The following is an 18,553-nucleotide window of genomic DNA, read 5'->3' as shown; positions in this document are numbered from 1 at the left end:
GCATGACCGAAGCCTATATTTATGACGCCGTCAGGTCGGTGCGCGGCAAGGGCCGCAAAGACGGTAGTCTGCATGAGGTGAGCGCGCCTCACCTCAGCGCAGCAGTCCTGAACGCGTTGAAATCACGCAACAATCTGGAAGGCCATGCGGTCGAAGATGTGATTTGGGGCAACGTGACCCAAGTGGGTGAACAAGGTGCCTGCCTTGCGCGGACGGCCGTGCTGGCGTCAAACCTAGATGAAAGCATCCCAGGCGTGTCCATCAACCGTTTCTGCGCTTCTGGTCTGGAAGCGGTGAACATGGCCGCAAACCAAGTGCGCGGCGGCGGCGGCGACGCTTATATTGCCGGTGGTGTCGAATGTATGAGCCGGGTGCCCATGGGCATGGATGGTGGCGCAATTGCCGTTGATCCAGCGATCGCGATTGACAATTACTTTGTGCCACAGGGCATTTCTGCAGACATCATCGCAACCGAGTACGGCTTTACCCGTGAGCAAGCAGATGCTCTGGCAGTGGAAAGCCAACGACGCGCAAAGGCGGCTTGGGATGCCGGTCGCTTTGCGAAATCCGTGATCCCAATTGAAGACGTGAACGGTCTGCCGATCCTTGATCATGATGAATACATGCGCCCGCAAACGGACATGCAGTCTCTTGGTGGCCTGAAGCCATCCTTCAAAGACATGGGCGAGCATATGCCCGGCTTTGATAAGATCGCTTTGATGAAATACCCACATCTGGAGAAGATCAACCACATCCACCACGCCGGTAACTCTTCCGGTATTGTGGATGGTTCTGCGGCTGTCTTGATCGGCAACAAGGAATATGGCGAGCGTATGGGCCTGACGCCCCGCGCGCGCATCAAAGCCACCGCGAAGATCGGCACAGACCCAACCATCATGCTGACCGGCCCGGTTCCTGTGACCGAGAAGATCCTACGTGAAACCGGAATGACCATCAACGATCTGGACCTGTTTGAGGTCAACGAAGCCTTTGCATCTGTTGTCATGCGCTTCATGCAGGCCTTTGACGCAGATCCAGACAAGGTGAACGTCAATGGCGGCTCTATCGCCATGGGTCACCCGCTGGGCGCAACTGGCGCGATGATCATCGGCACGCTCTTGGATGAACTGGAGCGCACCGACAAAGAAACCGGCCTTGCCACCCTTTGCATTGGGTCCGGCATGGGCGCAGCCACTATTATTGAACGCGTGTAAGGAGCGGAAACCATGGCAGATTTTACCTATTCCGTTGACGCCGACGGCATCGCAACGCTGGTTTGGGATACCCAAGGCAAGAGCATGAACGTGCTCAATCTCGAAGCGCTTGAGTTGCTCGATAAATACACAGACGAAGCTCTGGCTGATGATGCGGTCAAAGGCATCATCATCACCTCCGGCAAGAAGGGCACCTTTGCAGGCGGCATGGACCTCAATATCATCGCCAAGATGAAAGAGATGGCGGGCGACAACCCTGCGAAGGGCCTTTTCGATGGGATTATGAACTTCCACGGCATCCTGCGCAAAATCGAGCGCGCTGGAATGGATCCAAAGACCAACAAAGGTGGCAAGCCGGTTGCTTGCGTGATGCCGGGCACTGGCCTGGGCATTGGTCTTGAAATCCCTCTGGCGACGCATCGCATCTTTGCGGCGGACAATCCAAAGGCCAAAATCGGTCTACCAGAAATTATGGTTGGCATTTTCCCTGGCGCAGGCGGCACGACCCGCTTGGTGCGCAAAATGGGTGCGATGGCAGCGGCGCCATTCTTGCTGGAAGGCAAGTTGAGCGATCCGAAGAAAGCCAAAGCGGCCGGCCTGATTGATGAGGTCAGCGAAGACCCAATGGCCGCCGCGCGCGAGTGGGTTTTGTCTGAGCCAAAGATCGTCAAACCTTGGGATGAAAAAGGCTATAAAATGCCTGGCGGCACGCCGTATCACCCAGCAGGTTTCATGACCTTCCTTGGTGCATCCGCCATGGTGCACGGCAAGACTTGGGGCGCGTTCCCAGCGGCAAAAGCGCTGCTGAGCGCGGTCTATGAAGGCGCGCAGGTGCCGTTTGATACAGCACTGAAAGTGGAAGCCCGTTGGTTCACAAATATCTTGATGAATCCGAGCTCTGGCGCCATGATCCGCAGCCTGTTTGTGAACAAAGAAGCGCTTGAAAAAGGCGCGAACCGCCCGGCGGTTGATGATCAGACTGTTAAGAAAGTCGGTGTTCTGGGCGCAGGCATGATGGGTGCAGGCATTGCGCTGGTCTCTGCAAAAGCAGGCATTGACGTGGTGCTGATTGACCAAAACCAGGACGCGGCAGATCGCGGCAAAGCATATGCGGAAGCATTCGCAGACAAGGGCATTGCGCGTAAAAAGTCGACACCAGAACAGAAAGAGGCACTGCTGTCTAAGATCAATGCAACCACTGATCTGGAAGCACTAAAAGATGTCGACCTGATCGTGGAAGCGGTGTTTGAAGACCCGAAGGTGAAAGCGGAAATGACCCAAAAGGTCGAAGCGATCATCCCAAAGGACGCGATCTTTGCGTCCAACACCTCGACCTTGCCAATCACAGAACTCGCCAAGGCATCCAGCCGTCCTGATCAGTTCATCGGCATTCACTTCTTCTCTCCTGTAGAGAAGATGCTGCTGGTGGAGATCATCAAGGGCAAGGAGACTGGCAACGTGGCCGTGGCCAAAGCGCTCGACTATGTGCGCCAGATCAAGAAGACGCCAATTGTCGTCAACGACGCACGCTTTTTCTACGCCAACCGCTGCATTATTCCGTACATCAATGAGGGCCTGCGCATGACTGGCGAGGGCGTAGCCCCTGCCCTGATTGACAATGCGGCACAGCTGCTGGGCTTCCCAGTGGGGCCTCTACAGTTGGTAGATGAGACCTCTGTTGATCTGGGTGCCAAGATTGCCCGCGCCACTAAGGCGGCGATGGGGGATACCTACCCGGATGAAGCGGTAGACGAGGTTATCTTCTTCATGGAAGGCGAAGGTCGTTTGGGCCGCAAATCCAAAGCGGGCTTCTATGACTATGACGAGAAGGGCAAACGTCTGGGCTATTGGGAAGGTCTGTCTGGCCAGTACAAGCGTCTGGACGAGCAGCCAGAAGTGACCGAAGTGCAAAACCGTCTGATGTTTGCGCAGGTGCTGGAAGCGGTGCGCGCGTTGGAAGAAAACGTGTTGGAAGATATCCGCGAAGGTGACGTGGGCGCGATCTTGGGTTGGGGCTTTGCGCCTTGGTCTGGCGGTCCGTTTGCATGGCTTGATATCGTGGGTGCCGCTTGGGCGGCAGAGCAATGTGACCAGCTTGAAGCCAAGTTCGGCGCACGTTTTGCTTGCCCTCAATTGCTGCGCGACATGGCAGAAAAGTCCGAGACTTTTTACGGACGCTTCAGCCCAGCCAAAGCGGCTTAATCGAACCGATACCCAAACCGGTCAATATCGACCCGACAGATGTCGCCCAATAGGGCGGCATCTTCTTCGTCATAGGCATTGCGATAGTCCGCTTCTCGGCTTGAAGCATTGGACCGAGGCAAATCGAGCGAAAATCCCAGATGTTCAAACAATGGACCGGCGTCTTCTTCAAACTGCTCTAAGCGAATGTAGAGACGACAATGCTCTGCCCCGCGCATGTCCGTCATGTAGCGCTGATAAGGCGCGTCCTCGAGCGAGGCCTGAGTATGGGGATGAGACAGAAACTCTTTGAACGTCAGAGCCTTAGACAATCGCACTGCTGTATGTTCAAACCCCTGATCACGTAGCCAGTGATAATAGCTGACAAATCGGTCCCAGGGATTGCGCACAAGAGTGAAGGTAAAGAAGGTTTCGATCTCGTCCCGGGTTGCCAACCCTTCAATGTCTGAGAGACCCGAATGCTTCCACAACCGCCCATTGGCCTGAACACCTTTGACCCGCCGTCGTCGGTTCACCGCCTTGGGCGTATCGCCCAACATGATGTCATCCTTCATGGCACGCCCTTCTAGCGCCAGCGCCATAGAGGTGCCTCCGGTCTTGGGAATATGGACAAAGATATAGCGACGACCGCGCGAAAGGATCATGGCTCCAGCCTAACCAATCCATGAAACCGGCGCAAAGGATGTTACGTAATTTTACGGACGTGTTCATACGGGTTTGCGTAAAGCACTAAAGTGGCTAGGCTTTCTCAAATCATCGGACATGTAGGGAGGACATGGTCATGGGCTGGATGAAGGATGAAACCGGGCTTGAGAAAAACGCTGCAAACTTTGTGCCGTTGACGCCCTTGTCCCACCTCAATCGCGCGAAACAAGTTTACCCAGATCGACTGGCCGTGGCCTATGGCGATCATCGGGTAAATTATGCGCAATATCATGAGCGCGTGACGCGACTGGCCTCTGGGCTGACCAAAATCGGTGTAGAGCCGGGAGACGTGGTCGCGACATTGCTGCCGAATATCCCTGCGCAGGTAGAAGCGCATTTTGGTGTGCCTGCGTGTGCTGCGGTCCTCAACACGATCAACACGCGGCTTGACGTTTCGACGGTCGCTTACATTTTTGACCACGGTGAAGCGAAAGCCGTGCTAGTGGACAGCGCCCTGCTCCCGCTTGCCGAAGCCGCGATTGCCGATATGGAAGGCCCCGCGCCGAAAATCATCGAAGTGCCCGACGCCCAGGCAGGCATCTCTGCCTCTGGCAAACATCTGCAATACGAAGACTTGATCGCCAGCGGAGATGCCGATTTCCAATGGATTTTTCCGGCAGATGAATGGGAAAGCCTTGCGCTGAACTACACCTCTGGCACCACTGGGCGTCCGAAGGGGGTCGTTTACCATCACCGTGGTGCGTATCTAATGACCATGGGCACTTTGGTCAGTTGGCAAATGGGTCCACAGCCTGTCTACCTGACGATTGTTCCCTTGTTCCACTGCAACGGCTGGAACCATTCTTGGATGATCCCAATTGTTGGCGGCACGATCGTTTGCTGTCGCGATGTGACTGCTAGCAATGTCTTCGACGCGATAGCTGACGAAGGCGTCACGCACTTTGGTGGTGCGCCGATCGTGCTGAACACATTGGTGAATTGCGCCCCAGAAGAGCGGCGCGACTTTGATCATGTGGTCGAGGTTTATACAGCGGGAGCGCCCCCAGCTCCGGCTACATTGGCCAAGGTTGCTGATTTGGGCATGAACGTCACCCATGTCTACGGGCTGACCGAAACCTATGGCCATGTCACCGAATGCCTCTGGCAGAATGACCGTTGGGCGTCTTGTGATGACGCGGAAACCGCCGCCATCAAGTCCCGCCAAGGGGTGGCGATGCCGATGGTGGAACCGGTCGCTGTGCGTGACAGCCAACAAACCGACATTGATCGCGACGCAACTGCGCAAGGCGAAATCCAATTGCGCGGCAACACTGTCATGAAAGGTTATCTGAAAAACCCTGAAGCCACAGAAGAAGCCTTCAAAGGGGGCTACTTCAACTCTGGCGACATCGCTATTCAACACCCTGACAGCTACATTCAAATCGCCGACCGCGCCAAAGACATCATTATCTCCGGCGGCGAAAACATCAGCTCTGTCGAGGTAGAAAGCACGTTGATGGCCCATCCAGATGTGTTGCTGGCCTCAGTCGTGGCCATGCCGCATGAAAAATGGGGCGAGGTCCCTTGCGCTTTCATTGAATTGAAAGAAGGTGCAGCTGAGGATGCGGACGGGCTTGTGGCCTTTGCGCGAGAGCGCCTCGCAGGGTTCAAAACGCCGAAGAAGGTGGTTTTTGAGACGCTTCCTAAAACAGCAACGGGTAAGGTTCAGAAGTTTGAACTGCGCAAACGGGCGGCCGAGCTTTAAGGGCAATTGCAGCAACGATTAATTGCGCGTAAACTCTCGGCCAAAAGCAGGAAGAGCAGTTTCCGTCAATGACCGCGCTGAACCAGTACCAGCGGCTAGAGGCCACAGGCCTCTGGCGCAATAACACCGAGGAGCAACGCCGTGAGGTGATTGCAGCCATTGGTGACGCCACTCTGGTCATTTCTGACATGCAGGACCGGCCGCTGACCCATTGGTCCATCCCAGCAATCAAACGCAGCAATCCCGGTGTGTTACCTGCTGTTTTTCATCCCGCCGGAGACCCAAGCGAAACCTTAGAACTGCCGGAACATGAGACGGCAATGGTTGAGGCGATTGAGAAGCTACAAAAAGCGATCCATCGCAAAGAAGCGCGGCCGGGTCGCCTGCGTGGTGTCGCTGTGTTTGCTTCCATTGCAGCCATTGTCGCGGGCGCAGTGTTCTGGCTACCGGACGCCCTACGCAACCATGTGACCAGCGTCGTTCCAGAGATCAATCGCGTGGTTCTTGGTCAAGACATGCTCAGCCAAATGGCGTCTGTGACCGGGCAAGCTTGTCGCGATGAGATTGCAGACGGCGCGCTTGGAAAGCTCGCGTTAAGGCTCGATGTGAACGAAATTGTCGTGGTACCGGGTGGCATTCGCAGTACCGCAAGCCTGCCTGGTGGCGTCGTTTTGATGTCGCGGGCCATCCTCGAAGATCACGAAGACCCAGCCGTCGCGGCAGGCTTTGTGATTGCAGAGAAACTGCGCGCCGAAGATGCTGATCCGCTTGGCAGGCTATTGGACGACGGCGGTATCTGGGCAAGCTTTCGGCTGTTAACGACCGGTCAGTTGGAAGAACAAACCATGCAGTCCTTTGCCGAAGTGCTTGCGAGCGAGATTCCGCAACCTGTCGCAACTGACCGTCTCACGGCAGCTTTCGCGGCCTTTAAGGTTGCAGCGTCACCTTACGCCTACGCCATTGATATTTCAGGCGAAACAACCATCGACCTTATCGAAGCCGACGCGCTATTGGATGATAAGATATCCATCATGAGCGATGGTGAGTGGGTTGCGCTGCAGGAAATCTGCAACGGTTAATTCAACCAGCTGGTTTTCTGATCAGACGGCGCGGGACGGTCTGGGTCCAGATCGCATCCATCTTTGCTTTGCCGTCAAAAGTGCCTTCGGCGCGAAGCGGATTCAAACGGTCATCCGTCCAAACAGTCCGGTAACCCTTTGGAGGTTTGACCAACGTATTGCCACGCTTCTCGTACACATGGCGTGGTACGACCCGAACATCTCCGGCCACCTGACCTTCAACAACGATGTCTCCGCGCCGCGGTTGGGCGTTAAACATCCGTTCTGGGCGTTTCTTGCCGCGCTCCGCGGTGGCAACAACTGGCATTGGGTCAGCCATCGGTTCGTGCGGTTTAACCGCTACCGTGCGTGGCTGTTGCACATAGATTGGCGTTTCTGGAACGGTGGTTGCAGAGGCTTGCTGAACCGACGTCACGCGCACAGGCTTCGCAGTCGGCTTCGGCTTAGGCTTCGCCACAATCACTGGTTTTGGCATAGGTTTAGGTGTCTCTGACGGGGCTGGCAAAATACGCACAACTTCCGTCGGCACCGAAGTTGTCTGGCGTTGTTCCGCCGTCAAAGAAGGCTGAAAGCCGCAAACCAGTTTGCGGTCACGGGTCACACGCGGCACCCAGTTGGTGCCACCGTTCACGCCGGCACGTACAAAGACGCAGCCTTTGCTGTCCACATATTGGTTGCCGCTAAAACTGCTGGGTGGAAACTCTGCAGGCGCACTATTCTTACGCAGCGATTGCGCGTCAGCGGAGTGAAATCCGACGGATGATGCGATCAACGTGATCGCGATGGCCCTAATAAACTGCATCATGCCCCCACAAGATATGGGGGCAGTGTAGCCTCAATACGCTAAATGAGTAAAGCGCCCATATAGACTATTTTGTGCCAAACATCCGGTCGCCAGCATCGCCGAGCCCGGGAACAATATAGCCCTTCTCATTCAGCCGTTCATCCAGAGACGCCGTCACAATCGGCACATCCGGATGCGCTTCTTTCATGCGCTGCACCCCCTCAGGGGCGGCGAGCAAGCAAAGAAAATGGATGTTCGTTGCACCAGCTTTCTTCAGCAGATCAATTGCTGCCACCGAAGAGTTTCCAGTCGCCAGCATAGGGTCGACGGCAATCACCAACCGTTTGTCCAGCTGTGTTGGCACCTTAAAATAGTACTGAACCGGCTCGAGCGTCTCTTCATCCCGGTAAAGCCCCACAAAACCAACCCGCGCCGATGGGATCAATTCAAGCATGCCATCAAGCAACCCGTTCCCCGCCCGCAGAATGGACACCAGAGCGAGTTTTGCCCCGGCTAGAACCGGCGCGTCCATCTCTTGCATCGGTGTATCGATGGGTTGGGTGGTCATCGGCAAATCGCGGGTCACCTCATAGGCCAGAAGCTGGCTGATCTCCCGCAAAAGCTGGCGAAATTCCGCCGTAGAGGTAGATTTCTTCCGCATCAAAGTCAGCTTGTGCTGCACCAGCGGGTGGTTCACGACGGTCAGGTGGTCAGTCATGTGCGCTCCAATTTCTTCAGGACACGCTGCCGTGTCTCGTCATCGCAGAAAGCCGCATGGGCGGCGGTAGTGTTGAGCTCCGCAAAATCATCCGCATCCCACCCAAAGGCTTGATGCAGCATCTCATATTCGCGGCGCATTGTCGTGGCAAAGAATGGTGGATCGTCGGTCGAGACGGTGACCTTCACTCCGACGTCGCGCAGACGCTTGATCGGATGGCTCTCAAAATTCGGATAAAGGCCGAGGACGACGTTCGATCCCGGGCAAACTTCCAGTGTGATCTGACGGGCAACGATTTCTTCAATCAACGCCCGGTCTTCAATCGCGCGCACCCCGTGGCCTATACGCGAGACGTTTAGATCATCAATCGCTTCGCGCACGCTACTTGGCCCGCCAAATTCGCCAGCATGGGTGGTCAGCTGCAACTTCGCTTCGCGCGCCATGTCGAAGGCATAGGCGAAATCACCTTGATGACCCTGCCCTTCGTCACCGCCCATGCCAAAGCCAACAACCCAATCACCTGCAGTTTCCGCCGCACAAAGCGCCGAGGCTTTGGCTTTTTCCGGTCCGAAATGGCGCACACAGGTCACCACGCCGCGCAGAATGATCCCGAAGTCCGTTTCTGCCTGATCCGCTGCTTCTTTGATCGCTGCAAGGTAGTCTTTCCAAGCAGCAACATCCCCACCGCCACAGAAATCAGGCGAGATGAAGCTCTCAGTATAAACCACTCCGTTTTCGGCACTTTCTTCTAAAACCGCACGGGTCAAACGCGCGTAGTCTTCTGGTGTTTTTAGGACGGATGTCGCGGCCTCATAGACTGAGAGGAAATGCACGAAATCCTGAAACGCATAGCCGCCTTCCGCGTTGAAGACTTTGGAGATATCCATCTTCTTTTCAAAGGCCAACTGGCGCACGAAAGCAGGCGGTGCTGCCCCTTCATGGTGTAGGTGTAGCTCTACTTTTGGCAGGTCTGCCACGCTCATCGAAAACTCCTTCCGGGTCCCTGCCCGGCCACATCAAGATGCGCGGCAACGGTCGCCGCGACATCCGCAAAATTCACAAGGCCGGCATCGCCCGTGCCAAACCCGTGGCACAGAACTGGCACCCGCTCGCGGGTGTGGTCCGTCCCAACCCAAGTCGGGTCATTGCCATGGTCGGCCGTGATCAGCAAAAGATCACCGTCGCGCAGCTTCGGCAGTAAGGCACCGATTTCCGCGTCAAACCATTCCAAGGCGCGGGCATAGCCGCTGACGTCTCTTCGATGCCCATAAAGGCTGTCAAATTCCACAAAGTTTGCGAAGGTCAAACTGCCGTCTTCCGCTGTCTCGACAAGATCATTGAGATGCCGCATGAGCTCCGCGTCGCTTCCTTTACGCATCTCATCAATGCCTTGCATGGAGAAGATATCTCCAATCTTTCCAACACCATAGACACGTCTTCCTGCATCCTGCACCCAATTGGTGAGAACGGGCTCTGGAGGCGTTATCGCGTAGTCTCTACGGTTCCCGGTGCGCGTGAAACCGGTGGTTTCATCGCCAACAAAGGGACGCGCAATGACGCGGCCAATTTTGCGAGCATGCAAGACCGGGGCAATGGCCTCGCAGAACTCAAGCAAACGACCAAGACCGAAACTGTGTTCGTGGGCCGCGACCTGAAAGACACTGTCCACAGATGTGTAGCAGATCGGGAAGCCGGTTTGCATGTGCAGTGCGCCCATCTCATCGATAATCTGCGTCCCAGATGCATGGCAATTTCCAAGAATGCCCTCAATCCCACCAATTGCGGTGATCTCTTGGACTAAGTCTTCTGGGAATGTCGGGCGGTTATTTGGGAAAAAACTCCATTCCCATGGCACAGGCAGACCGGCCAATTCCCAGTGACCAGAAGGCGTGTCCTTACCCTTTGAATGCTCTTCTGCAGTCGCCCAAAAACCGGTTGGCGTGGCATCAAGCCCAGGCGTTTCCGCGCCTGACGCAAATCGCGTTGCGGCCCCCAGCCCTAAAGCGTCAAGGTTTGGAAGTTTAAGCGCCCCGCTTCGCCCCTCTTCTGCATGACCTTCCGCACAAGCCTGCGTGATATGGGCGAGCGTATTTGCGCCGGTGTCAGGCACATCTCCGTTAAAGAATTGATCAGCATCTGTTGCACCGCCGATGCCAACAGAATCCATAACGACGAGAAACGCACGGCTCATGCGTCGATCCGTTCGTGGATCAAAGCGGGGCGTTCCTGTGCTTCGTCACCAATGGAAATCGCCGCAAGCACCTCTTGCGCGGCCTGTGCGGCCTCGTCTTCACGAGACGCATGCACACTTAGCAATGGCTGGCCCTTTACCACCTTGTCGCCAAGGCGCACCACATCAGACAGACCCACGGCTGGATCCACAATGTCGCTTTCCACCTGGCGTCCGCCGCCCAGCCCAACAACTGTAAGCCCCAGCGCTTGACCATCAATCGCCGTCACAACCCCCGAACGTGGCGCTTTGATTTCGCGGATCACCGTGGCTTCGGGCAAGAAACGCCGCCAATTTTCAGCAAATTCCACTGGCCCGCCTTGGGCATAGACCATCTTGCCAAACGCCTCTGCCGCTTTGCCGCTTTGCACCGCTGCGGCGATATTTTGTGCGCCAATGTCTACGTCTTTCGCAAGCCCTGCATTGTTGAGCAGGACACCACCGAGTGCACAGGACAGTTCCAGCAAAGGCCCCGTCTTGCCTTCGCAAAGCACCGCCATGACTTCGGCAATTTCCAACGCGTTGCCCAATGATGGCGCGAGGGGTTCGTTCATATCCGAAATGATCGCGGATGTTGGGCATCCGGCGAGGTTCGCCGTTTTCACCAAAGAGGTCGCCAAAGCGCGCGCGTCATCAACGGATTTCATAAACGCCCCAGACCCGGTTTTTACATCCAAAACAAGGTGTTCCAACCCACCGGCGAGCTTTTTGGACAAGATGGAGGCTGTGATCAGGTCGAGGCTTTCCACGGTCGCTGTCACATCACGGATGGCATAAAGACGTTTGTCCGCAGGTGCGATATTTGCGGATGCGCTGACAATGGCGGCCCCTGCTTCGCCAACCACTTGGCGGAATTGGTTTTCGCTGAGGTCAACTTTCAAGCCCGGTATGCTCTCCATCTTATCAAGCGTTCCCCCGGTGTGGCCCAAACCTCGGCCCGAAATCATCGGGACATAAGCACCACAAGCAGCCAGCGCAGGAGCGAGAACCAAAGACACGCAGTCACCCACACCGCCGGTGGAGTGTTTGTCCACAATTGGACCGTCAAAATTCCATTGAAGTGTGTCGCCGCTGTCGCGCATCGCCAAAGTCAGATCAGCCCGCGCCTTATCGGTCAGCCCATTGAGACACACCGCCATCGCAAAGGCCCCGGCTTGTGCATCGCTTACAGACTGATCCGCCAGGCCTTGCGCGAACCAACTCAGCTGGCTTTCGGACGGGACCTGTCCCGCCCGCAGTCCTGCGATAATCGCGCGGGCGTCCATTCAGGTGTTCTCCAGATGCTCTTCTGTGAATGCGCCCGGCATCAGTTCGGCCAGTGTCATCTTTTTCTCTGTGCCATCGAGGGTGGCCATAGTGATGACGACTTCCCCCGAACCAAATTCAATAAGCTTCTGACGGCAGCCGCCGCATGGCGAAACAGGGACAGGCGCATCGGCGACCACATAAACTTCGGTCAGCTTGGTTTGACCTGCGGCGACCATTGCTGCAATTGCACCTGCTTCGGCGCAAGTTCCTTCTGGGTAAGCAACATTTTCCACATTGCAGCCAACAAATGTTTCACCGTTTTCTGCGACGAGCGAAGCACCCACCTTGAAATTGGAGTAAGGCACATAGGCATTTTCTCGAACCGCAAGGGCCTTATCTTTCAAACACATTTGCACCTTCCTCTTTCATTTACTTCATTCTGGACCGACAATTGCACATGATCACAATACGATCACTGGGAGATCACTGGGTCCAAGAGTATGATTTTTAACCTATCGATCAAAAATAACAACGCCGATTTCGAGTTCAGTTTAACTTAGAAAACACTGCGACTGATCGCAAAGTTATGCAAGCGACACCTGCTTCAGTTTGGCCTCTTTACGCCAAGTCAAAAAAATAGTTTAACGCTAAACAAAATCCGAGAGAGACCTCATGACCGATAGCACAAAAGACAATCTACGTCAGGCCGCGCTCCATTACCATGAATTCCCTCGTCCGGGAAAATTGGAAATCCGCGCCACAAAACCTCTGGCAAATGGCCGCGATCTGGCGCGCGCCTATTCCCCCGGTGTCGCCGAAGCCTGCTTGGAAATCAAAGAGGACCAAGCCAATGCCAGCCGTTACACGGCGCGGGGCAATTTGGTTGCCGTCGTTTCAAATGGCTCTGCTGTTCTGGGGCTTGGCAATATCGGCGCGCTTGCGTCAAAGCCGGTCATGGAAGGTAAAGCGGTTCTGTTTAAGAACTTCGCGAATATCGACTGTTTTGACATTGAGGTCGATGAAACCGATCCAGAAAAGCTAGCGGATATCGTTTGTTCCCTAGGGCCGACCTTTGGCGCAATCAACTTGGAGGACATCAAAGCACCCGATTGCTTTATCGTGGAAGAAATCTGCCGCGAGCGTATGAACATCCCGGTCTTCCACGATGATCAACATGGTACGGCAATTGTTGTGGGCGCGGCAGCGACCAACGCTTTGCAAGTGGCTGGTAAGGCATTTGAAGACATCAAGATCGTTTCAACCGGTGGCGGCGCGGCGGGCATTGCTTGTCTCAATATGCTGCTCAAATTGGGCGTAAAGCGTGAAAACGTCTGGCTCTGCGATATCCACGGGTTGGTCTATGAGGGCCGTGAAGAGGATATGAACCCGCAAAAAGCGGCGTTCGCGCAGAAGTCCGATCTGCGCACTCTAGATGACGTTATTGAAGGCGCTGACCTGTTCCTCGGTCTGTCTGGCCCGAATGTGCTGAAGCCAGAGATGGTGGGCAAAATGGCGGCGCAGCCAATTATTTTTGCGCTGGCAAACCCAACGCCTGAAATCATGCCTGAAGACGCACGCAAAGTCGCCCCTGATGCGATTATCGCCACTGGCCGCAGCGACTTCCCGAACCAGGTGAACAACGTCCTTTGCTTCCCTTTCATTTTCCGCGGCGCGCTGGATGTCGGCGCGACCGAGATCAATGATGAGATGAAAATCGCTTGCGTTGAGGGTATCGCGGAGCTCGCCCGTGCAACCACGTCGGCAGAAGCGGCAGCGGCCTACCAAGGCGAACAACTCACCTTCGGTGCGGACTACCTGATCCCGAAACCATTTGATCCGCGTCTTGTGGGTGTTGTGTCCGCTGCTGTAGCCAAAGCGGCGATGGAAAGCGGCGTTGCCACTCGCCCGATCGAAGATCTGGATGAATATGTCGAAACGCTGAACCAATCGGTCTTTAAGTCCGCGCTGCTTATGCGCCCAGTCTTTGAAGCGGCCAACACCGCCTCGCGTAAGATCGTCTTTGCAGAAGGCGAAGACGAACGTGTTCTTCGGGCCGCACAGGCGATCTTGGAAGAAACCACAGAAAAGCCAATTCTGATTGGTCGCCCAGAGGTGGTCGAACGGCGCTGCGAGCGTTTGGGCCTGAACATCCGTCCATCTCGCGACTTTGATATCGTGAACCCAGAAAACGACCCGCGTTACCGCGATTACTGGCAAACCTATCACCAGATCACCGCCCGCAAAGGTGTGAGCCCTGACATCGCCCGCGCGATCATGCGTACAAACACCACTGCCATCGGCGCGGTCATGGTCCATCGTGGCGAAGCAGATAGCTTGATCTGTGGTGCCTTCGGTGAGTACCGCTGGCATCTGGACTACATCAACCAAGTGCTCGGGAATGAAACCCACTCTCCGCACGGGGCCCTTTCGTTGATGATCATGGAAGACGGGCCGCTGTTTATTGCGGACACGCATGTCTGGACATTGCCGACGCCAGAGAACCTCGCACTTGTGGCCCGCGGTGCGGCACGCCATGCCCGTCGATTTGGGATCGAGCCACGCATTGCGTTCTGTTCTCAGTCTCAATTCGGCAACCAGAAAGAAGGGTCCGGCAAACGCCTGCGCGAAGGCATCGCCCTGCTTGACGCTATGGACACGGATTTCGAGTACGAAGGCGAAATGAACGTGGATGTGGCTTTGGACCCAGAACTCTGTGCGCGTCTGGTACCGGACAATCGCCTAAGCGGTCCAGCCAACGTTCTGATCTTTGGTCATGCGGACGCCGCGTCTGCTGCGCGCAACATTCTGAAAGCAAAGGCAGATGCCCTTGCGGTTGGTCCGATCCTGATGGGCATGGGCAACCGTGCGCACATCGTGACCCCGTCCGTGACGGCCCGTGGCTTGCTTAATGTTGCTGCAATCGCAGGGACACCGGTAGATCAGTACAGCTGATTTCAGCGCTTCGCGTTTCAAAGAATTTGGCCCGCTCGGATTTCTCCGCGCGGGCCTTTTCTCTTTTGAAAACACTACTTCAATCAGTGAAAAGATTAACCGTCCGTTCGGTTAATTTTGTGACATGAATTTATCAGTGTGACGGGAGTTCCTTGCCCTAGTGCCAGCAAAGTCGTTACCAATACCGCGGGAAGAGGAGGAGATGACACCATGGGCTACCAAACCATTTACAACGCCTGGAAAGCGGACCCCGAAGGCTTTTGGCTAAATGCGGCTGAAGCGATTGACTGGGTTGAGGCTCCACAACAGGCGCTGACCGACAAGGGAGACGGTCTTTATGAATGGTTTGCTGATACCAAGGTAAACACCTGCTGGAATGCTGTGGACCGCCATGTGGAAGCGGGTCGAGGCGCGCAAGCAGCGATCATCTATGACAGCCCTGTCACGGATACCAAAGAGACCATTACCTATGCGGACCTGAAAACCCGCGTCGCGAACCTCGCCGGTGCGCTGCGCGCGCAAGGGGTCGAGAAAGGCGATCGGGTCATCATCTACATGCCAATGGTCCCGCAGGCGCTGGAAGCCATGCTGGCCTGCGGGCGCATTGGTGCGATCCACTCGGTGGTGTTTGGCGGCTTTGCGGCCAATGAACTGGCAGTTCGCATTGATGACGCCACCCCAAAAGCGATCATCGCGGCTTCATGCGGTATCGAGCCCGGCCGCATCGTGGAATATAAACCGCTGCTCGATGCAGCGATCGAAGCCTCCACTCACAAACCCGAGCTTTGCGTTATCCTCCAGCGCGAACAGCATAGGGCAGATATGATTGATGGCCGAGACGTGGATTATTATGGCTGCCAAGACGGCGTTGAACCCGCCGATTGCTTGCCGGTTGAGGGCAACCACCCGTCCTATATTCTCTACACCTCCGGTACGACCGGCCAGCCGAAGGGTGTGATCCGCCACACCGCTGGCCAACTGGTCGCGCTGAATTGGACAATGCAGGCAATTTACAACATCAAACCGGGCGAAGTCTTCTGGGCCGCCTCTGATGTGGGCTGGGTCGTGGGCCACTCTTACATTTGCTACGCGCCCCTTATTCACGGCAACACAACCATTGTGTTTGAAGGCAAGCCTGTGGGCACTCCGGATGCGGGCACGTTCTGGCGCGTCATTTCAGAGCATAATGTCACGTCTTTCTTCACCGCGCCGACGGCATTGCGGGCGGTGAAACGAGAAGACCCTGAAGGCACCATGGTCAAAGACTACGACATGTCTTGTTTGGGACAAGTCTATCTCGCTGGCGAACGCGCCGACCCAGATACATTGGAATGGGCGCAACACCATTTGAAAGTTCCCGTGATTGACCACTGGTGGCAGACAGAAACCGGTTGGGCCATTGCTGCGAACCCTCTTGGGGTCGAGGAATTGCCGATCAAGCTAGGCTCTCCAGCCAAAGCGATGCCAGGCTATCAGGTCGATATCCTCGGCGATGACGGTCACCCAGTGGCGGATGGCGAACTCGGCGCGATTGCAGTGAAACTCCCTCTGCCCCCAGGCACGTTGCCAACTCTTTGGAACGCCGAGGCGCGCTTTAAGTCATCTTATCTTGAAGCCTTCCCCGGCTATTACGAGACCGGCGATGCGGGCATGAAAGACGAGGATGGTTACCTTTATATCATGGCGCGTACCGATGACGTGATTAACGTTGCTGGCCACCGCCTTTCAACCGGCGGTATGGAAGAGGTGCTCGCTGCCCACAAGGATGTAGCGGAATGCGCGGTGATTGGGGTGTCTGACTCTCTGAAAGGTCAAATGCCTGTGGGGTTCTTGTGCCTGAACGCAGGCTGTGATCGCGCTCCTGAAGACGTGATCAAAGAAGTCGTCGCCGATGTGCGCAATCAGATCGGCCCTGTGGCTGCTTTCAAAAAGGCTGTGGTGGTGGATCGTTTGCCCAAAACCCGTTCAGGCAAGATCCTGCGCGGCACGATGGTCTCTATTGCCGATGGCAAAGAATGGAAGATGCCAGCCACAATTGACGACCCCGCAATCTTGGATGAGATCGGCGAAGCGCTGAAAACAATTGGATACGCACAAACCTAACCCTTTGACACTTGCTTGAATCCGTGCGACCACTTCGCCGCACGACGTGCCTTCTATCGTTTACCTGACATTGCCCTGCTCGCGCGACACGCACGAAGACTGGCGACCGATGCATTCGATTTCTGCACCAACGCCACGATCCCGTCGCACTCTGCGGATGGGCAATTTTAAGGAGAACGGACATGCCTACAGGCACCGTAAAATGGTTTAACACCGACAAAGGCTACGGCTTCATCGCACCAGAAGATGGCGGCAAAGATGTGTTTGTACACATCCGCGCGGTACAAAACTCTGGCCTGGAAGGGCTCGCGGACAACCAAAAGGTTTCCTACGAGCTGCAAGAAGGCCGTGACGGTCGCGAGAGCGCGGGCAACATCGAACTGGCGTAAGCCCAGCTCAATTTGCAAAAGAAAACGAGCGCCTCGGCGCTCGTTTTTCGTTTAGACAAACTGTTCTCGGATCAGTCGCTCTTCAAGACCATGCCCCGGGTCAAACAAGATTCGGTGGCTTACAGATGGCTCTGAGTGGATTTCCACGGAGACAACGTCCCTTACAGACCGACTGTCAGCATCGGCCATCACAGGGCGTTTTTCAGGCTGCATGACCTCAAAACGCACCACAGATCGTTGACGTACCAGTGCCCCCCGCCACCGGCGTGGACGGAATGGCGCAATGGCTGTCAAAGCAAGCACATCCGAGCCAATTGGCAGGATGGGTCCATGGGCGGAATAGTTGTACGCAGTTGATCCGGCCGGTGTGGACAGTAGAGCCCCGTCGCAAACCAATTCATCCATCCGCAGACGGTCATCAATCCAAATGCGCAGCTTGGCCGCTTGGGGACCTTGCCGCAGCATCGAGACTTCGTTGATCGCCAAGGCTTCGTGCACTTTGCCTGCACTGGTCGTTGCGCGCATGGACAGGGGGTTGATGACCTCTTCTTCAGCAATGGAGAGACGGTTCAACAGGTCCGTTTCGGCATACTCATTCATCAAGAAGCCGACGGTGCCACGGTTCATTCCATAGACCGGCGCTTTCAGGTTCTGCGTCGCGTGCAACGCTTGCAGCATAAAGCCATCACCGCCAAGCGCGACGATCACGTCCGCCTCTTCTGGCGGGCAATCATCGTACCGTCCAATCAGCGCAGCACGTGCAGTTTGGGCGACGGGGGTCTCTGATGCGAGAAAAGCGATTCTCTTTGCCATGATTTGGATCGATTCCTGTTTCCAAAGGCCGACATGTGGTTCCGAAAGAAACACAAGTTTATCCGACACACCAGACTTGGTGCCGTGATTTACGTCAGAGTGTCGTTTATCGCCTTTCAATTTTGAAATGTTTCCTTTAGGAAACTCGCAAATTTCTTGACTTGGAGTCCTCTAAATGACCGCCAATATCCGCGACGCCGGTTTCTTCACAGAAAGCCTTTCCACTCGTGATCCAGAGCTGTTTGGCTCTATCACCGACGAGCTGGGCCGTCAGCGCGATGAGATCGAATTGATCGCATCCGAAAACATCGTATCCGCTGCTGTGATGGAAGCTCAAGGTTCCGTCATGACCAACAAATACGCGGAAGGCTATCCGGGTCGCCGTTACTATGGCGGTTGCCAATATGTAGA

At 55.6% G+C, this 18,553-nt stretch carries 15 protein-coding genes and 1 pseudogene; 8 read left to right on the top strand and 8 right to left on the bottom strand.

Features of this window, described 5'->3' with window-relative positions:
• Positions 1-2: 2 nt before the first annotated feature.
• Together TA5113_RS11280 and TA5113_RS11275 are read left to right on the top strand one after the other, a co-directional pair.
• Entirely contained in the window at positions 3-1,214 is a 1,212-nt protein-coding gene (locus TA5113_RS11280; RefSeq protein ID WP_058314688.1) for an acetyl-CoA C-acetyltransferase, read from the top strand.
• Positions 1,215-1,226: 12 nt separating this feature from the next.
• Complete coding sequence (locus TA5113_RS11275; RefSeq protein WP_058314687.1) at positions 1,227-3,416, top strand: 3-hydroxyacyl-CoA dehydrogenase NAD-binding domain-containing protein; 2,190 nt, start codon at positions 1,227-1,229, stop codon at positions 3,414-3,416.
• Here TA5113_RS11275 and TA5113_RS11270 read toward each other — a convergent pair.
• Positions 3,413-4,060, bottom strand: a complete 648-nt coding sequence (locus TA5113_RS11270) for a sulfotransferase family 2 domain-containing protein (RefSeq protein WP_058314686.1) — start codon at positions 4,058-4,060, stop codon at positions 3,413-3,415. The genes TA5113_RS11275 and TA5113_RS11270 overlap by 4 nt on opposite strands.
• 137 nt (positions 4,061-4,197) lie before the next feature.
• Between TA5113_RS11270 and TA5113_RS11265 the strand changes: the two genes are divergently transcribed.
• On the top strand, positions 4,198-5,826 hold the full coding sequence (locus TA5113_RS11265) for an AMP-binding protein (protein ID WP_058314754.1): 1,629 nt from the start codon (positions 4,198-4,200) through the stop codon (positions 5,824-5,826).
• A 68-nt stretch (positions 5,827-5,894) separates the two neighbouring features.
• Positions 5,895-6,905: a hypothetical protein gene (locus tag TA5113_RS11260; protein WP_058314685.1), complete on the top strand. Its 1,011-nt coding sequence runs from the start codon at positions 5,895-5,897 to the stop codon at positions 6,903-6,905.
• A 1-nt stretch (position 6,906) separates the two neighbouring features.
• Here TA5113_RS11260 and TA5113_RS11255 read toward each other — a convergent pair whose 3' ends face one another.
• From TA5113_RS11255 to TA5113_RS11230, 6 genes are all read right to left on the bottom strand, one after another.
• Complete coding sequence (locus tag TA5113_RS11255) at positions 6,907-7,707, bottom strand: hypothetical protein (RefSeq protein WP_131726411.1); 801 nt, start codon at positions 7,705-7,707, stop codon at positions 6,907-6,909.
• A gap of 67 nt (positions 7,708-7,774) precedes the next feature.
• Positions 7,775-8,407, bottom strand: a complete 633-nt coding sequence (gene upp / locus TA5113_RS11250) for a uracil phosphoribosyltransferase (protein WP_058314683.1) — start codon at positions 8,405-8,407, stop codon at positions 7,775-7,777.
• On the bottom strand, positions 8,404-9,390 hold the full coding sequence (locus tag TA5113_RS11245) for an adenosine deaminase (protein ID WP_058314682.1): 987 nt from the start codon (positions 9,388-9,390) through the stop codon (positions 8,404-8,406). The genes upp and TA5113_RS11245 overlap by 4 nt, the downstream gene beginning before the upstream one ends.
• Complete coding sequence (locus TA5113_RS11240) at positions 9,387-10,598, bottom strand: phosphopentomutase (protein WP_058314681.1); 1,212 nt, start codon at positions 10,596-10,598, stop codon at positions 9,387-9,389. Before TA5113_RS11240 ends, TA5113_RS11245 begins: the two co-directional genes overlap by 4 nt.
• Positions 10,595-11,902, bottom strand: coding sequence for a thymidine phosphorylase (locus TA5113_RS11235; RefSeq protein ID WP_058314680.1), 1,308 nt, complete (start codon positions 11,900-11,902; stop codon positions 10,595-10,597). Before TA5113_RS11235 ends, TA5113_RS11240 begins: the two co-directional genes overlap by 4 nt.
• A complete protein-coding gene (locus TA5113_RS11230) occupies positions 11,903-12,295 on the bottom strand; it encodes a cytidine deaminase (protein ID WP_058314679.1) in 393 nt (130 codons plus the stop codon).
• A gap of 262 nt (positions 12,296-12,557) precedes the next feature.
• On the opposite strand from TA5113_RS11230, the gene TA5113_RS11225 reads away from it, so the two are divergent.
• The 3 genes from TA5113_RS11225 (at position 12,558) to TA5113_RS11215 (ending at position 17,329) form a co-directional block, all read left to right on the top strand.
• Positions 12,558-14,837: an NADP-dependent malic enzyme gene (locus TA5113_RS11225; protein ID WP_058314678.1), complete on the top strand. Its 2,280-nt coding sequence runs from the start codon at positions 12,558-12,560 to the stop codon at positions 14,835-14,837.
• A 210-nt stretch (positions 14,838-15,047) separates the two neighbouring features.
• Entirely contained in the window at positions 15,048-16,940 is a 1,893-nt protein-coding gene (locus TA5113_RS11220; protein ID WP_058314677.1) for a propionyl-CoA synthetase, read from the top strand.
• Positions 16,941-17,122: 182 nt separating this feature from the next.
• Entirely contained in the window at positions 17,123-17,329 is a 207-nt protein-coding gene (locus TA5113_RS11215; protein ID WP_058314676.1) for a cold-shock protein, read from the top strand.
• Positions 17,330-17,380: 51 nt separating this feature from the next.
• Here TA5113_RS11215 and TA5113_RS11210 read toward each other — a convergent pair whose 3' ends face one another.
• Positions 17,381-18,142, bottom strand: a complete 762-nt coding sequence (locus TA5113_RS11210; protein ID WP_058314753.1) for an NAD kinase — start codon at positions 18,140-18,142, stop codon at positions 17,381-17,383.
• A 175-nt stretch (positions 18,143-18,317) separates the two neighbouring features.
• Between TA5113_RS11210 and glyA the strand changes: the two are divergent.
• Positions 18,318-18,553, top strand: a pseudogene (glyA, locus tag TA5113_RS11205) (serine hydroxymethyltransferase); the annotation flags it as partial.

Origin of the sequence: Cognatishimia activa (genome assembly GCF_001458335.1) — a bacterium.
Classification (GTDB): Bacteria; Pseudomonadota; Alphaproteobacteria; order Rhodobacterales; family Rhodobacteraceae; genus Cognatishimia; species Cognatishimia activa.
Note: the sequence above shows the minus strand (reverse complement) of the source record. Positions and strands in the feature narration are given on the sequence as shown.

Bases quoted from the DNA above. Each gene is read 5' to 3' on its own strand.
- TA5113_RS11255 (WP_131726411.1), bottom strand. From the start codon at position 7,707: ATGCAGTTTATTAGGGCCATCGCGATCACGTTGATCGCATCATCCGTC.
- TA5113_RS11260 (WP_058314685.1), top strand. From the start codon at position 5,895: ATGACCGCGCTGAACCAGTACCAGCGGCTAGAGGCCACAGGCCTCTGG.
- upp (WP_058314683.1), bottom strand. From the start codon at position 8,407: ATGACTGACCACCTGACCGTCGTGAACCACCCGCTGGTGCAGCACAAG.
- TA5113_RS11275 (WP_058314687.1), top strand. From the start codon at position 1,227: ATGGCAGATTTTACCTATTCCGTTGACGCCGACGGCATCGCAACGCTG.
- TA5113_RS11270 (WP_058314686.1), bottom strand. From the start codon at position 4,060: ATGATCCTTTCGCGCGGTCGTCGCTATATCTTTGTCCATATTCCCAAG.
- TA5113_RS11240 (WP_058314681.1), bottom strand. From the start codon at position 10,598: ATGAGCCGTGCGTTTCTCGTCGTTATGGATTCTGTTGGCATCGGCGGT.
- TA5113_RS11230 (WP_058314679.1), bottom strand. From the start codon at position 12,295: ATGTGTTTGAAAGATAAGGCCCTTGCGGTTCGAGAAAATGCCTATGTG.
- TA5113_RS11280 (WP_058314688.1), top strand. From the start codon at position 3: ATGACCGAAGCCTATATTTATGACGCCGTCAGGTCGGTGCGCGGCAAG.
- TA5113_RS11245 (WP_058314682.1), bottom strand. From the start codon at position 9,390: ATGAGCGTGGCAGACCTGCCAAAAGTAGAGCTACACCTACACCATGAA.
- TA5113_RS11225 (WP_058314678.1), top strand. From the start codon at position 12,558: ATGACCGATAGCACAAAAGACAATCTACGTCAGGCCGCGCTCCATTAC.
- TA5113_RS11220 (WP_058314677.1), top strand. From the start codon at position 15,048: ATGGGCTACCAAACCATTTACAACGCCTGGAAAGCGGACCCCGAAGGC.
- TA5113_RS11210 (WP_058314753.1), bottom strand. From the start codon at position 18,142: ATGGCAAAGAGAATCGCTTTTCTCGCATCAGAGACCCCCGTCGCCCAA.
- TA5113_RS11215 (WP_058314676.1), top strand. From the start codon at position 17,123: ATGCCTACAGGCACCGTAAAATGGTTTAACACCGACAAAGGCTACGGC.
- TA5113_RS11235 (WP_058314680.1), bottom strand. From the start codon at position 11,902: ATGGACGCCCGCGCGATTATCGCAGGACTGCGGGCGGGACAGGTCCCG.
- TA5113_RS11265 (WP_058314754.1), top strand. From the start codon at position 4,198: ATGGGCTGGATGAAGGATGAAACCGGGCTTGAGAAAAACGCTGCAAAC.